A 12716-nucleotide genomic window follows, 5' to 3' on the forward strand; every position below is an offset into this window, starting at 1 on the left:
GTGCGGCCCTTCGGGGCCCCGGAAGAACCCGGGGGGCGGCCGTCAGCCGCCCGAGGTGTCCAGCTCCGCGTCCGCGCCGACGCCCGCGCAGTCGTACGGGTCCTTCAGCCAGCCGTCCGGCAGGACCACCCGGTTGTTGCCCGAGGTGCGTCCGCGCGGCCCGTCGGCGCCGTCCGGCCACGGCTGGTCCAGGTCCAGCTCCTGCAACTGCCCGCCCAGCTCCTCCAGCGACGAGGTGATCGCCAGCTTCTTGCGCATCTCCGAACCGACCGAGAAGCCCTTGAGGTACCAGGCGACATGCTTGCGGAAGTCGATCACGCCACGGGTCTCGTCGCCGATCCACTCCCCCAGCAGCGTCGCGTGCCGGAGCATCACGTCGGCGACCTTCCGGAGCCCCGGCGCCTGCCGCGTCTCCGTGCCCTCGAAGGCGCTCACCAGGTCACCGAACAGCCAGGGGCGGCCCAGGCAGCCGCGCCCCACGACCACGCCGTCGCAGCCGGTCTCGCGCATCATCCGGCGGGCGTCGTCCGCGCACCAGATGTCGCCGTTGCCGAGGACGGGGATCTCCGGGACGTGCTCCTTGAGGCGGGCGATGGCGTCCCAGTCGGCGGTGCCGCCGTAGTGCTGGGCGGCCGTCCTGCCGTGCAGGGCGACGGCCGTGACGCCCTCCTCCACCGCGATCCGGCCCGCGTCGAGATAGGTGATGTGGTCGTCGTCGATGCCCTTGCGCATCTTGATCGTGACCGGCAGGTCACCCGCGTTGGAGACCGCCTGGTTGAGGATCGCGCGCAGCAGCGGCCGCTTGTACGGGAGCGCGGAGCCGCCGCCCTTGCGGGTCACCTTGGGGACCGGGCAGCCGAAATTCAGGTCGATGTGGTCGGCGAGGTTCTCGTCGACGATCATGCGGACGGCCTTGCCGACGGTGACCGGGTCCACTCCGTACAGCTGGATCGAGCGCGGGGTCTCGCTCGCGTCGAAGTGGATGAGCTGCATGGTCTTCTCGTTGCGCTCGACCAGCGCCCGGGTGGTGATCATCTCGCTGACGAACAGCCCCTTGCCTCCGGAGAACTCCCGGCACAGGGTGCGGAACGGGGCGTTGGTGATGCCGGCCATGGGGGCGAGCACCACCGGCGGCTGCACCGTGTGCGGGCCTATCCGGAGCTGCGGGAGCGAGGGGGCGAGCGTGGTCATTGCTCCATTGTCGCGTACGACGCGGAGCGGTCTGCCAGCAGAGTTCGTTAGTTAACCGTACTATCCATGTATGCCCGAGCTGAGCCCCCGCCGACGGCAGCTGGTACTGGCGATCTGCTGTATGAGCCTGCTGATCGTCAGCCTCGACAACACCGTCCTCAATGTCGCCCTGCCGTCCATGCAGAAGGAACTGCACGCCACCGTGGCGGGCATGCAGTGGACGATCGACGCCTACACCCTCGTCCTCGCGTCGCTGCTGATGCTCGCGGGCTCCACCGCCGACCGGATCGGGCGCCGGAAGATCTTCAAGATCGGGCTCGTCCTCTTCACCCTCGGCTCGGTCCTCTGCTCCCTGGCACCGAACCTCGAGTCGCTGGTGGCGTTCCGGATGGTGCAGGCGGTGGGCGGCTCGATGCTCAACCCCGTCGCGATGTCGATCATCACCAACACCTTCACCGACCCGCGCGAGCGGGCCCGCGCCATTGGGGTGTGGGGCGGTGTCGTCGGCATCTCCATGGCGGCGGGCCCGGTGATCGGCGGTCTGCTGGTGGACTCGGTGGGCTGGCGGTCGATCTTCTGGATCAACCTGCCGGTCGGTGTCGTCGCGCTGCTGCTCACCTGGCGGTACGTCCCCGAGTCCCGCGCCCCGAAGCCGCGCCGCCCCGACCCCGTGGGGCAGCTGCTGGTTATCGCGCTGCTCGGTTCGCTGACGTACGCGATCATCGAGGCGCCCTCGGCGGGCTGGGCCTCGCCGCGCATCCTGACGTTCGCCGCGCTCGCCGCCTGCGCGGTCGTCGGGCTCCTGCTGTACGAGCCCAGGCGCGCCGAGCCCCTCATCGATCTGCGGTTCTTCCACAGCGCCCCGTTCAGCGGGGCCACCGCCATAGCGGTCTGCGCGTTCGCCGCGCTGAGCGGGTTCCTCTTCCTCAACACGCTGTATCTGCAGAACGTACGCGGGCTGAGCGCGCTGCACGCCGGCCTGTACATGCTCCCGATGGCGGCACTGACCTTTGTCTGCGCACCCCTGTCCGGGCGACTGGTCGGCAGCCGGGGGCCACGGCTCCCGCTGCTCGTGGCGGGTGTGGCCATGACGGCCTGCGGGCTGATGTTCGCCGCGCTCGACGCGGAGACGGACAACGTCCTGCTGTTCACCGGCTACGTGCTGTTCGGCCTCGGCTTCGGCATGGTGAACGCGCCGATCACCAACACGGCCGTCTCCGGGATGCCACGCTCGCAGGCCGGGGTGGCGGCGGCGGTCGCATCGACCAGCCGGCAGGTCGGCGGGACGCTCGGGGTCGCCGTGATCGGTGCGGTGCTGGCGGCGGGCGTGGCCGGTACCGGGTCCCCGCGTGGCGCCGCGTACGCGACCGCGTTCGTGGACGCGAGCAAGCCCGCCTGGTGGATCATCAGCGGGTGCGGGCTGGCCGTCCTGCTCGTGGGTGCGCTGACCAGCGGGCGCTGGGCGCGCAAGACGGCGCACCGGACCGCGGAACGCCTGGAGACGTCGGCGGGCGCCGCGGCCGGGGATCAGGCGTCGGCAAGCTCCCGGGCGTGAAGTCGGAGCAGCCGCTGCCGGGGCGGACAAGCGGACAAGGGCGTGGGCCCGGATCACTTCAGGTGATCCGGACCCACAGTCCTACAGCTGGGATCACTTCAGGTGATCCGGACCCACGGTCCTACGGCTGATCAGGAGGCGTCAGCTCCGCGCCGAGTCGTCCTGCTCGGACGTGCTCGGCTGCGCGGTGTCGTCCGACGACGGCTCGGCCCGGGCGGAGCCGGAGGCTGATCCCGACTGCGCACGCTCTCGCATCTTGCGCAGCAGTTCCTGCTTCTGGTCGGCGGCCGCCTTGCGGTCGGCATCGCGCGCGGGACCCGCGCCCTGCTGTTCGGCGCGGGACAGCTTCTTGCGCTGCCCGCCGACACCGAGGAGGTTGTTGCGGCTCTTGGCCACGGCGTTCTCCCATTCGTCGTGAGAATTGAGGTCTGGGGGGACCTGGAATCGGTCCGATGGGCGGCGGGTGGTCGGACCCGCCGCGCTCTCACTCGTAGATCTGGAAGAACGAAGACATGCCCGAACCGTACCCGGCCGGAACGGGCTCAGCACCCGATTTTCCACCGGGTCGGCGCCCGTGCCGGCCCGGTGCCGGCGGACAGCGGCTGCGGACGGTCCGCTCAGGCGGTCGGGTCGACCGTTGCCTGGTGCGCCTCGGCGAGATGTTCCTCGGCCTTGAGCCAGGGCAGGAACTGCACGCCCTTGCGCCAGCCGCAGGTGTCGCAGTTCAGCTGCCGCTGCATCCCCGACTTCGTCACGTGGACGATGTGTTCACGGCCGTGCTGATCCCATCTGCTGACCTTGCTCGTGGTCATGGACGGCATACGGGCCTCCTGGTGACGCGTGGACGCAACTGTTCGGCGTGGACAGTCTGCAACGAAGCCCCCGGTCCCGTACGGGGTACGGGGAACCGGGGGCTTCGCCGGGAAACCGCGGTGCGTCAGCAGCCCAGCAGCCGGGCGCCGAGGTAGGCCTGGATCTGGTCCAGGGAGACGCGCTCCTGCTTCATGGTGTCGCGCTCGCGCACGGTCACCGCGTTGTCGTCGAGGGTGTCGAAGTCGACGGTGACGCAGAACGGCGTACCGATCTCGTCCTGACGGCGGTATCGGCGGCCGATGGCGCCCGCGTCGTCGAACTCGATGTTCCAGTTCTTCCGCAGGTCGGTGGCGAGGCCCTTGGCCTTCGGCGACAGCTGCGGGTTGCGGGACAGCGGCAGGACGGCGACCTTGACCGGCGCGAGGCGCGGGTCGAGACGCATCACGGTGCGCTTCTCCATGACGCCCTTGGCGTTGGGCGCCTCGTCCTCGATGTAGGCGTCGAGGAGGAAGGCGAGCATCGCGCGGCCGACACCGGCCGCCGGCTCGATGACGTACGGAGTCCAGCGCTCGCCGGCATCCTGGTCGAAGAAGGACAGGTCCGTGCCCGAGGCCTTCGAGTGCGCCTTGAGGTCGTAGTCCGTGCGGTTGGCGACGCCCTCCAGCTCGCCCCACTCGCTGCCGCCGAAGCGGAAGCGGTACTCGATGTCGGCAGTGCGCTTGGAGTAGTGCGAGAGCTTCTCCGCCGGGTGCTCGTACCAGCGCATGTTCTCCTCGCGCATGCCGAGGTCCGTGTACCAGTTCCAGCGCTGGTCCATCCAGTACTGCTGCCACTCCTCGTCCTCGCCCGGCTTGACGAAGAACTCCATCTCCATCTGCTCGAACTCGCGGGTCCGGAAGATGAAGTTGCCCGGAGTGATCTCGTTCCGGAAGGACTTGCCCATCTGGGCGATACCGAACGGCGGCTTCTTGCGCGAAGTCTGCTGCACCTGGCCGAAGTTGGTGAAGATGCCCTGCGCGGTCTCGGGACGCAGGTAGGCGACGGAGCCGGAGTCCTGGGTCGGGCCGAGGTGCGTGGAGAGCAGACCCGAGAACTGCTTGGGCTCGGTGAAGGTGCCCTTGTTGCCGCAGTTGGGGCAGTTGAGCTCGGTCAGGCCGTTCGCGGGAGCGTGGCCGTGCTTCTCCTCGTACGCCTCCTCCAGGTGGTCGGCGCGGAAGCGCTTGTGGCAGGAGGTGCACTCGGTCAGCGGATCGGTGAACGTGGCGACATGGCCGGAGGCGACCCACACCTCGGGGGCCAGGATGACCGACGAGTCGAGACCGACCACGTCCTCGCGCGAGGTGACCATGTAGCGCCACCACTGGCGCTTGAGGTTCTCCTTCATCTCCACGCCCAGCGGCCCGTAGTCCCAGGCGGCGCGCTGACCGCCGTAGATCTCACTGCAGGGATAGACGAAGCCACGGCGCTTGCTCAGGCTGACGATGGAGTCGATCTTGTCGGCGGCCACGGTGCTCTCTTCATTACGACGACGAAATTGGACAGGAGTGGCGCGAAGCGCCTCGGTGGGGGGTGTGGTCAGAAGACGGGCGGGCGAATACCCCAGATTACCGGCGGGCACGCCCCTGGGATCAAATCGGTATCGGCACAGACTGCCGAGGAGTCACCTCATCAGCCTTGTTGACAATCGTTTCCAGTTTTGTTGAAAATGACTGTCATGAACGTAAGCCGCCTCATACCCACCGCCGCCGTCGCCGGAGCAGCCGTCCTCGGTCTCACCGCGCTCACCGCCTGCTCCTCCTCGGACGCCGCCGACCACAAGAACGGCGGGAAGCTGAACGTGGTGGCCTCGTTCTATCCGATGCAGTTCCTGGCCGAGCAGATCGGCGGGAAGCACGTCTCCGTCACCACGCTGACCAAGCCGGGCATCGAGCCGCACGATCTGGAGCTCACCCCGCGGCAGATCGGCGGACTCTCCGACGCCGGCTACATCCTCTACCTCAAGGGCATCCAGCCCGCCGTGGACGACGCGATCAAGCAGTCCGGGTCGAAGGACGTCGTCGACGCCTCGACCCTCACCACGCTGGAGGACCACGGCACCGAGACCGGCGCCGACGAGCACGGCCACGAGCACCACGGCGACGAGGCCGGGGCCGACCCGCACATCTGGCTGGACCCGGTGAAGTACGCCGAGGTCGCCAAGGGCGTCGGGAAGTCGCTGGAGAAGACCGACCCCGACCACGCCGCGGACTACCGCAAGAACACGGAAGCGCTGGTCACCAAGCTCGACGGCCTGAACACGGCGTACGAGAACGGTCTGAAGAACACCACGACCAGGACCTTCATCACCACGCACTCCGCCTTCGGCTACCTCGCCGAGCGCTACGGCCTGACCCAGGAGGGCATCGCCGGCGTCGACCCCGAGGCCGAACCCAGCCCCGCCCGGATCAAGGAGATCCACACCATCGCGGAGAAGAACAAGGTCACCACCGTATTCTTCGAGACGCTCGCCAGCGACAGGACCGCGAAGACCCTCGCCAAGGACACCGGCCTGAAGACCGACGTCCTGGACCCGCTGGAGGGAATCACGGACAAGTCCAAGGGCGCTGACTACCTCGAAGTCATGCAGTCCAACCTCGCCGCCCTGCAGAAGGCGCTCGGCGCGAAGTGATCCACGCAACACCCGTCACAGCAGCATCGGAGTCGCTCATGCCTGAGCCCGGGAGCACCACGACCGAACCCGTGATAGCCCTGCGCGGCGCCACTGCCACGCTCGGCGCGCGTCCGGTGCTGCGCGGCATCGACCTGACCGTCCACGGCGGCGAGGTCGTCGCCCTGCTCGGCGCCAACGGCTCGGGCAAGTCGACCGCCGTACGCTCCGTCATCGGTCAGGTCCCGCTGACCGGCGGCTCCGTCGAGCTGTTCGGCACCCCGCTGCGCCGCTTCCGCTCCTGGGCGCGCGTCGGATACGTACCCCAGCGCACCACGGCGGCCGGCGGTGTCCCCGCCACGATCCGTGAGGTCGTCACATCTGGGCGCCTGTCCCGGACGAAGCTCGGCCTGCTCCGCAGGGCCGACCGGGCCGCCGTCGACCGGGCCATCGACCTCGTCGGCCTCGCCGACCGGGCCAAGGACTCGGTGAACGCGCTCTCCGGCGGGCAGCACCAGCGGGTGCTGATCGCCCGGGCGCTGGCCGCCGAACCGGAGCTGCTGATCATGGACGAGCCGATGGCCGGCGTCGACCTGGCCAGCCAGGAGATCCTCGCCGCGACGCTCCGCGAACAGGTCGCCGTCGGCACGACGGTACTGCTCGTGCTGCACGAGCTCGGCCCGCTGGAGCCGCTGATCGACCGCGCGATCGTGCTGCGCGACGGCTGTGTGATGCACGACGGGCCGCCCCCGAAGGCGCTGGGCCAGCACGCCCTGCCCGGCCACGACCACGTACACCCCCACGCGGCCTCCGAGCCCGTCCGGACGGGACTGCTGAGCTGATCATGGAATTCCTCGACCCTCCCTTCATGCAGCGGGCCCTGCTCGCCGCCGTACTGGTCGGCGTCATCGCCCCCGCCGTCGGCATCTATCTCGTCCAGCGCCGCCAGGCCCTGATGGGCGACGGCATCGGCCACATCGCGATGACCGGTGTCGGCCTCGGCTTCCTGCTCTCCACCAGCCCGGTGTGGATGGCCACGGCGGTCGCCGTCGTCGGCGCCGTCGTGATGGAGCTGATCCGCTGGTACGGACGCACCCGCGGCGACATCGCGCTGGCCATGTTGTTCTACGGCGGCATGGCGGGCGGTGTCCTGCTGATCAACCTCTCCGACACCGGCTCCAACGCCAACCTCACCTCGTACCTCTTCGGCTCCCTGTCCACGGTCTCCACCGAGGACATCACCGCGATCTGCCTGCTGGCCGCCTTCGTGCTACTGGTGACGCTGGGGCTGCGGCGACAGCTGTTCGCGGTCAGTCAGGACGAGGAGTTCGCCCGGGTCACCGGGCTGCCGGTGCGGGCGCTGAACCTGCTCGTCGCCGTGACGGCGGCGGTGACCGTCACCGTGGCGATGCGGGTCGTCGGGTTGCTGCTGGTCAGCGCACTGATGGTGGTGCCGGTCGCGGCCGCGCAGCAGATCTCCAGGTCCTTCAAGGTGACGTTCGTGCTGTCGGTCGTCATCGGTACGGCAGTGACCCTGGCCGGCACCGTGACCTCGTACTACCAGGACATCCCGCCCGGCGCGACGATCGTGCTGCTGGCCATCGTGGTCTTCGTCGGCCTGACGCTGCTCGCGACCCCGCTGGCCAGAAGGCGCGCCCGGCGCGGCGAAGCCGCGTCCGAGGAGTGCACCCTGGAGGTACCGGCCTCCCGTCCGGCTCCGGACGAGCTCAGGGTATGACCGTGGCGCCCGGGCGGGCTGGCACAATGGCCCGACACAGGTACGGGCGACACGAGGAGGCTGCTGTGGCGACGGCGCCGATCAGTGGAACGAACGCGGCCCCGGTACGCGGCCGCTCGACCCGGCAGCGGGCGGCGGTGGCGGCGGCGCTCGACGAGGTGGACGAGTTCCGCAGCGCCCAGGAGCTGCACGACGTACTCAAGCACCGCGGTGACTCGGTGGGGCTGACCACCGTCTACCGCACCCTTCAGTCCCTCGCCGACGCGGGCGAGGTCGATGTGCTGCGCACCACGGACGGCGAGTCCGTGTACCGGCGCTGCTCGACCGGGGACCACCATCACCATCTGGTGTGCCGGATGTGCGGCAAGGCCGTGGAGGTCGAGGGGCCCGCGGTGGAGCAGTGGGCGGAGACGATCGCCGCGCAGCACGGGTATGTGAACGTGGCGCACACCGTGGAGATCTTCGGAACGTGCGCGGAGTGCGCGGGCGCGAAGGAGTAACGGTCCGGGCGTCGCCCCCGGACCCCCGTTCCGCGCCCGCCGGAGAATCCTGGGCGCCGAGCAGGCTCGCTCAGAACCTGCGCAGGTGGCGGTCGAGTACCGCGCGCAGCCGGTCGAGGTCGCCCGGATCGCGCAGACCGCGCTTGGGCAGCAGGGTGAGGCCGGTCGCCTGCTTGTCGTCGCTGAGCAGCACGAAGAGTTCCGGAGTCTCCCGGTAGCAGGGCATGACCGACCAGCGGACGGTCATGGTGCTCTGCTCCGTGACGATCCGTATGCCCGTCTCGTACACATGGGACCGGAACATGCCCTGGAGCGCGGCGAATCTGTGGAGTTGCCGGCCCGTGAGCCGGAGCGTCAGGGGCAGTGCCACGACGACGGTCACGCACAACGCGCAGAGGACCAGCCACAGAACGTCCCCGTCGAGGACCGTCAGGGCTCCCGTCAGCACGGCCATGACCGCCAGGAGGGCCATCAGCACGCGTTGTCTGCGCCCGGCCGCACTGGCCCTCGCGCGGGCTTGCAGCGCGCCGGTGAAGTCGGCCCTGGTCGGCTGGTATTCCAGCTCGACCACGGCTTCCTCCCCGGCCACGGCCTCCGCCTCGCCGTCCCGCCCCTGAGTTGTCATGAGCAGAAGTTTAGTGGCGCCTCCCGGCGGGTTCTGCCCGACGGCTCAGACAGCCGGATCGGCGGTGCCCGCCTCCACCGCGCCGCCGAAGCGTCGGTCCCGCTGGGCGTATTCCAGGCAGGCCCGCCACAGGTCGCGGCGGTCGAAGTCCGGCCACAGCACGTCCTGGAAGACCATCTCGGCGTAGGCGCTCTGCCAGATCAGGTAGTTGGACGTGCGCTGCTCGCCGCTGGGGCGGACGAAGAGGTCGACGTCCGGCATGTCCGGGTAGTAGATGTACTTCGCGAACGTCTTCTCGTTGACCTTCGACGGATCCAGCTTCCCGGCCGCGACGTCCTGCGCGATGCGCTGCGCGGCGTCGGCGATCTCGGCCCGGCCGCCGTAGTTGACGCAGAAGTACAGCGTCATCTTGTCGTTGTCCTTCGTCTGCTCCTGGGCGACCTGGAGCTCCTGAACGACGGACTTCCACAGCTTGGGCATGCGCCCCACCCAGCGGATGCGGATGCCCAGTTCGTCCATCTCGTCGCGGCGGCGGCGGATGACGTCCCGGTTGAAGTTCATCAGGAACTTCACTTCCTCCGGGGACCGCTTCCAGTTCTCGGTGGAGAACGCGTACAGCGAGAGGTTCTTGACGCCCATCTCGATGCAGCCCTTGAGGACGTCCATGACGACACCCTCGCCGACCTTGTGGCCCTCGGTGCGCGGGAGGCCGCGCTCCTTGGCCCAGCGGCCGTTGCCGTCCATCACGACGGCGATGTGCTTGGGCACCAGCTCGCCGGGGATCTTCGGGGGCGTGGCACCGGAAGGGTGCGGCTCCGGGGTCTTGTAGTCGCGCCGGTTACGGCCGCCGAGCATCCCGCGTACTGCCATGAACTGTCTCGCTCCCTGTGCCTGATCCGCCTGTGTCACTTCTCTACGTACCGCAGTGAGCGCAGCCCGCGCTCCAGATGCCAGTGCAGGTAGGCGGACACCAGTCCGCTCCCCTCCCTGACATGACGCGCCTCGCACGCGTCCGCCGTGTCCCAGTCGCCTGTGAGCAGCGCGCTCAGCAGCGTGACGGCCTCAGCCGAGGGTACGACGCTGCCGGGCACCCGGCAGTCGCCGCATATGACGCCGCCCGCCGCGACGGAGAAGAAACGGTTCGGTCCGGGCATTCCGCACTTCGCGCAGTCCTCGAAGCTGGGTGCGTAGCCGTTGACGGCGAGCGAACGCAGCAGGAACGCGTCGAGGATGAGATGCGGCTCGTGTTCACCGCGGGCGAGGGTGCGCAGCCCGCCGACGAGCAGCAGGTACTGCTGGACCGCGGGCTCGCCCTCGTGGTCGGTGAACCGTTCGGCGGTCTCCAGCATCGCGGTGCCCGCGGTGTAGCGGGCGTAGTCGGTGACGATGCCGCCGCCGTACGGGGCGATCGTCTCGCTCTGGGTGCAGAGCGGCAGTCCGCGGCCGATGAGTTCGCTGCCCCGGGCGAAGAACTGCACGTCGACGTGGGAGAAGGGTTCCAGCCGTGCCCCGAACTTGGACTTCGTGCGCCGCACCCCGCGCGCGACGGCCCGCACCCGGCCGTGGCCGCGGGTCAGGATCGTGATGATCCGGTCGGCCTCGCCCAGCTTCTGCGTGCGCAGCACCACGCCGTCGTCCCGGAACAAGCTCATGCGTCCATTGTCCGGTACGGGGGCGGCTCATCGGGCCGGGGGCCGCTCACCTTCCGTCCGCCTCGCCGGCGGCGGGTACGACCAGGCCCGATTCGTACGCGACGATCACCAGCTGGGCCCGGTCGCGGGCGCCGACCTTTCCCATGATCCGGCTGACATGGGTCTTCGCGGTGAGCGGGCTGAGGCCGAGGGCCCCGGCGATCTCGGCGTTGTTCAGCCCGCGCCCGACCAGGCAGAGGACCTGACGCTCCCGGTCGGAGAGCCGGTCCGGGCCACCCGGCGCCGGGGCGGGCGGGGTCCGGGGGCTGCTCAGCACCCGGGCGATGAGCCGGGCGGTCGGCCCGGGCGAGAGCAGGGACTCGCCCGCCGCCACGGTCCTGATCGCGGCCAGGAGTTCGGCGGGCCTGGTGTCCTTGACCAGGAATCCGGAGGCGCCCGCGCGCAGCGCTTCCACGACGTACTCATCGGTGTCGTACGTGGTCAGGACCAGCACCTTCACCCCGGCGAGGCTCTCGTCGGCGGCGATGAGGCGGGTCGCCCCGATGCCGTCGAGGTCGGGCATCCGGATGTCCATGACGACGAGGTCGGGCCGGTGCGCGCGGGTCAGTTCGACCGCTTCGAGGCCGTTGCCCGCCTGACCGACGACCTCCATGTCCCGGTCCGATTCGACGAGCATCGCGAAGGCCGCCCGTACCAGGGTCTGGTCGTCGGCGAGCAGTACGCGGATCACGGTGTGGGCTCCCCCTCCTGGAACGGCAGCAGCGCCGAGACCTCGAAGCCGCCGCCGGGGCGGGGTCCCGCGTCCAGCGTGCCGCCGGTACTGCGGGCCCGTTCCCGCATGCCCACCATGCCGAACCCGGGAGTGGAGCCGTCCTTCGGGAGGCCCGTGCCGTCGTCGGTGACCGTGACCCGCAGCGCGCCGTCGCCGTCCGGTACCACGGCGACGCTGACCCGTACACCGGCTCCGCCGTGCCGTACCGCGTTGGTCAGCGACTCCTGCACGATGCGGTACGCGGCCGCGCCGGTTGCCGGGGCGAGCCGGCCGGCCGGTGCGTGCACCGCGAGGTCGACCTGCGCGCCGGCCGCCTCGGCGGCCCGTACGAGACCGGGCAGCCCCGCCAGGTCGGGCAGCGGGTCTTCGGTGCCGGGACGGCCGTGGCTGTCGTGCCCGCCGTCGCGCAGCACCTCCAGGGTGGTGCGCAGCTCGGCCCTGGCTCCCCGGCAGGTGTCGGCGATGTCCTCCAGCGCCGTGGCGATCGCGTGCCGGTCGAGCCGGTCCGGATCGACGGTCAGGATGTGCGAGGCCACCGAGGTCTGGACACCGATGAGGGTGATGCTGTGGGCCAGCAGATCGTGCAGATCGCGGGCGATCCGCAGCCGCTCCTCGGCGACCCGCCGCCGGGCCTCCTCCTCGCGGGTGCGCTCCGCGCGTTCGGCGCGCTCCAGCACGGAGGCCATGTACTGGCGGTAGACGCGCATGTCGACGCCGCAGAACAGCACGGCGACGACCCAGCCGGAGATGCGCAGCAGCTCCAGGCCCTGATGGGCGTTGATGGTGAGCACCACCGTCACCATGACGGACAGGACACCGATCCCGGTCAGGAGTGTGCGCAGCGGCCGGCCGGTCACCGCCACGGTGTAGAGCGCGATCCAGGTCTGCGGCATCGGTGCCGCGTGCGCGTTGTCGAGCGCGTGATACGGCACGAGGAGCGGGATCATGGCGAGCAGCGCGAGCAGCGGGCTGCGCCGCCGCCAGGCGATCGGTACGGCGCTCGCGATCAGGAGCACCCAGCCGAACGCGCCGGGTGTCCGGGCAGGGTCGGTGAGCAGGGCGAGTACGACGGAGAGCGCACCGGCGCCCCCGGCTATGAGGGCGTCGGTGCGCGTCTTGTGCGGCGCTTCCATGGGGTCGCGGTTGACGACGGCCATGATGCGCTCACGACGGCGCGTGGTTCGGGACACGCTTGCCATCCTCCGGTACGGGTGGGCGAACCG

Annotated in this window: 14 protein-coding genes; 5 read left to right on the forward strand and 9 right to left on the reverse strand. The window is 70.0% G+C overall.

Annotation, left to right across the window (positions count from 1 at the left end):
- Window positions 1-42: 42 nt before the first annotated feature.
- Window positions 43-1191: a tRNA dihydrouridine synthase DusB gene (dusB, locus tag ACFU8Q_RS13965; protein WP_384452416.1), complete on the reverse strand. Its 1149-nt coding sequence runs from the start codon at window positions 1189-1191 to the stop codon at window positions 43-45.
- A gap of 70 nt (window positions 1192-1261) precedes the next feature.
- On the opposite strand from dusB, the gene ACFU8Q_RS13970 reads away from it, so the two are divergent.
- Window positions 1262-2746 (forward strand): MFS transporter, encoded by a 1485-nt coding sequence (locus tag ACFU8Q_RS13970; protein WP_384452419.1) that lies wholly within the window; start codon window positions 1262-1264, stop codon window positions 2744-2746.
- Between the two features lie 141 nt (window positions 2747-2887).
- Here ACFU8Q_RS13970 and ACFU8Q_RS13975 read toward each other — a convergent pair whose 3' ends face one another.
- The 3 genes from ACFU8Q_RS13975 to ACFU8Q_RS13985 form a co-directional block, all read right to left on the reverse strand.
- On the reverse strand, window positions 2888-3142 hold the full coding sequence (locus ACFU8Q_RS13975) for a DUF6243 family protein (protein ID WP_384452422.1): 255 nt from the start codon (window positions 3140-3142) through the stop codon (window positions 2888-2890).
- A 221-nt stretch (window positions 3143-3363) separates the two neighbouring features.
- Entirely contained in the window at window positions 3364-3567 is a 204-nt protein-coding gene (locus ACFU8Q_RS13980; RefSeq protein WP_384452425.1) for a hypothetical protein, read from the reverse strand.
- 116 nt (window positions 3568-3683) lie between these two features.
- Window positions 3684-5066 carry a glycine--tRNA ligase gene (locus ACFU8Q_RS13985; RefSeq protein WP_384452428.1) on the reverse strand — a complete coding sequence of 461 codons (1383 nt, stop codon included), beginning with the start codon at window positions 5064-5066 and terminating at the stop codon, window positions 3684-3686.
- 207 nt (window positions 5067-5273) lie between these two features.
- Here ACFU8Q_RS13985 and ACFU8Q_RS13990 point away from each other — a divergent pair, with 207 nt between their 5' ends.
- The 4 genes from ACFU8Q_RS13990 to ACFU8Q_RS14005 all read left to right on the forward strand — a co-directional run bounded on the left by ACFU8Q_RS13990 (window position 5274) and on the right by ACFU8Q_RS14005 (window position 8444).
- Window positions 5274-6227: a metal ABC transporter substrate-binding protein gene (locus ACFU8Q_RS13990; protein WP_384452431.1), complete on the forward strand. Its 954-nt coding sequence runs from the start codon at window positions 5274-5276 to the stop codon at window positions 6225-6227.
- A 38-nt stretch (window positions 6228-6265) separates the two neighbouring features.
- Window positions 6266-7048, forward strand: a complete 783-nt coding sequence (locus tag ACFU8Q_RS13995) for a metal ABC transporter ATP-binding protein (protein WP_384452433.1) — start codon at window positions 6266-6268, stop codon at window positions 7046-7048.
- A 2-nt stretch (window positions 7049-7050) separates the two neighbouring features.
- Window positions 7051-7944 carry a metal ABC transporter permease gene (locus ACFU8Q_RS14000; protein WP_384452435.1) on the forward strand — a complete coding sequence of 298 codons (894 nt, stop codon included), beginning with the start codon at window positions 7051-7053 and terminating at the stop codon, window positions 7942-7944.
- A gap of 65 nt (window positions 7945-8009) precedes the next feature.
- Window positions 8010-8444 carry a Fur family transcriptional regulator gene (locus tag ACFU8Q_RS14005; protein WP_384452438.1) on the forward strand — a complete coding sequence of 145 codons (435 nt, stop codon included), beginning with the start codon at window positions 8010-8012 and terminating at the stop codon, window positions 8442-8444.
- A 70-nt stretch (window positions 8445-8514) separates the two neighbouring features.
- Here the strand turns inward: ACFU8Q_RS14005 and ACFU8Q_RS14010 are convergent, their stop codons facing one another.
- From ACFU8Q_RS14010 to ACFU8Q_RS14030, 5 genes are read right to left on the reverse strand one after another with little or no spacing between them, the layout of a single operon-like run.
- The gene (locus ACFU8Q_RS14010; protein WP_384452441.1) at window positions 8515-9069 is read right to left on the reverse strand and encodes a YcxB family protein; all 555 of its coding nucleotides are present in this window, start codon (window positions 9067-9069) and stop codon (window positions 8515-8517) included.
- 45 nt (window positions 9070-9114) lie between these two features.
- Window positions 9115-9939 carry an isoprenyl transferase gene (locus ACFU8Q_RS14015; RefSeq protein ID WP_384452444.1) on the reverse strand — a complete coding sequence of 275 codons (825 nt, stop codon included), beginning with the start codon at window positions 9937-9939 and terminating at the stop codon, window positions 9115-9117.
- A 35-nt stretch (window positions 9940-9974) separates the two neighbouring features.
- Window positions 9975-10721 (reverse strand): DNA repair protein RecO, encoded by a 747-nt coding sequence (gene recO / locus ACFU8Q_RS14020; protein WP_384452447.1) that lies wholly within the window; start codon window positions 10719-10721, stop codon window positions 9975-9977.
- A 46-nt stretch (window positions 10722-10767) separates the two neighbouring features.
- Window positions 10768-11451 (reverse strand): response regulator, encoded by a 684-nt coding sequence (locus ACFU8Q_RS14025; RefSeq protein WP_384452450.1) that lies wholly within the window; start codon window positions 11449-11451, stop codon window positions 10768-10770.
- Window positions 11448-12692: a sensor histidine kinase gene (locus ACFU8Q_RS14030; RefSeq protein ID WP_384452453.1), complete on the reverse strand. Its 1245-nt coding sequence runs from the start codon at window positions 12690-12692 to the stop codon at window positions 11448-11450. Before ACFU8Q_RS14030 ends, ACFU8Q_RS14025 begins: the two co-directional genes overlap by 4 nt.
- Window positions 12693-12716: the final 24 nt, after the last annotated feature.

This window comes from Streptomyces sp. NPDC057543 (assembly GCF_042801895.1).
In the GTDB taxonomy this organism is placed as follows: Bacteria; Actinomycetota; Actinomycetes; order Streptomycetales; family Streptomycetaceae; genus Streptomyces.

Excerpts from the sequence above, each read along its gene's own strand:
- recO (WP_384452447.1), bottom strand. The coding sequence starts at position 10,721 with ATGAGCTTGTTCCGGGACGACGGCGTGGTGCTGCGCACGCAGAAGCTG.
- ACFU8Q_RS14030 (WP_384452453.1), bottom strand. The coding sequence starts at position 12,692 with ATGGCAAGCGTGTCCCGAACCACGCGCCGTCGTGAGCGCATCATGGCC.
- ACFU8Q_RS14000 (WP_384452435.1), top strand. The coding sequence starts at position 7,051 with ATGGAATTCCTCGACCCTCCCTTCATGCAGCGGGCCCTGCTCGCCGCC.
- ACFU8Q_RS13990 (WP_384452431.1), top strand. The coding sequence starts at position 5,274 with ATGAACGTAAGCCGCCTCATACCCACCGCCGCCGTCGCCGGAGCAGCC.
- ACFU8Q_RS13970 (WP_384452419.1), top strand. The coding sequence starts at position 1,262 with ATGCCCGAGCTGAGCCCCCGCCGACGGCAGCTGGTACTGGCGATCTGC.
- ACFU8Q_RS13980 (WP_384452425.1), bottom strand. The coding sequence starts at position 3,567 with ATGCCGTCCATGACCACGAGCAAGGTCAGCAGATGGGATCAGCACGGC.
- ACFU8Q_RS14010 (WP_384452441.1), bottom strand. The coding sequence starts at position 9,069 with ATGACAACTCAGGGGCGGGACGGCGAGGCGGAGGCCGTGGCCGGGGAG.
- dusB (WP_384452416.1), bottom strand. The coding sequence starts at position 1,191 with ATGACCACGCTCGCCCCCTCGCTCCCGCAGCTCCGGATAGGCCCGCAC.
- ACFU8Q_RS14015 (WP_384452444.1), bottom strand. The coding sequence starts at position 9,939 with ATGGCAGTACGCGGGATGCTCGGCGGCCGTAACCGGCGCGACTACAAG.
- ACFU8Q_RS13995 (WP_384452433.1), top strand. The coding sequence starts at position 6,266 with ATGCCTGAGCCCGGGAGCACCACGACCGAACCCGTGATAGCCCTGCGC.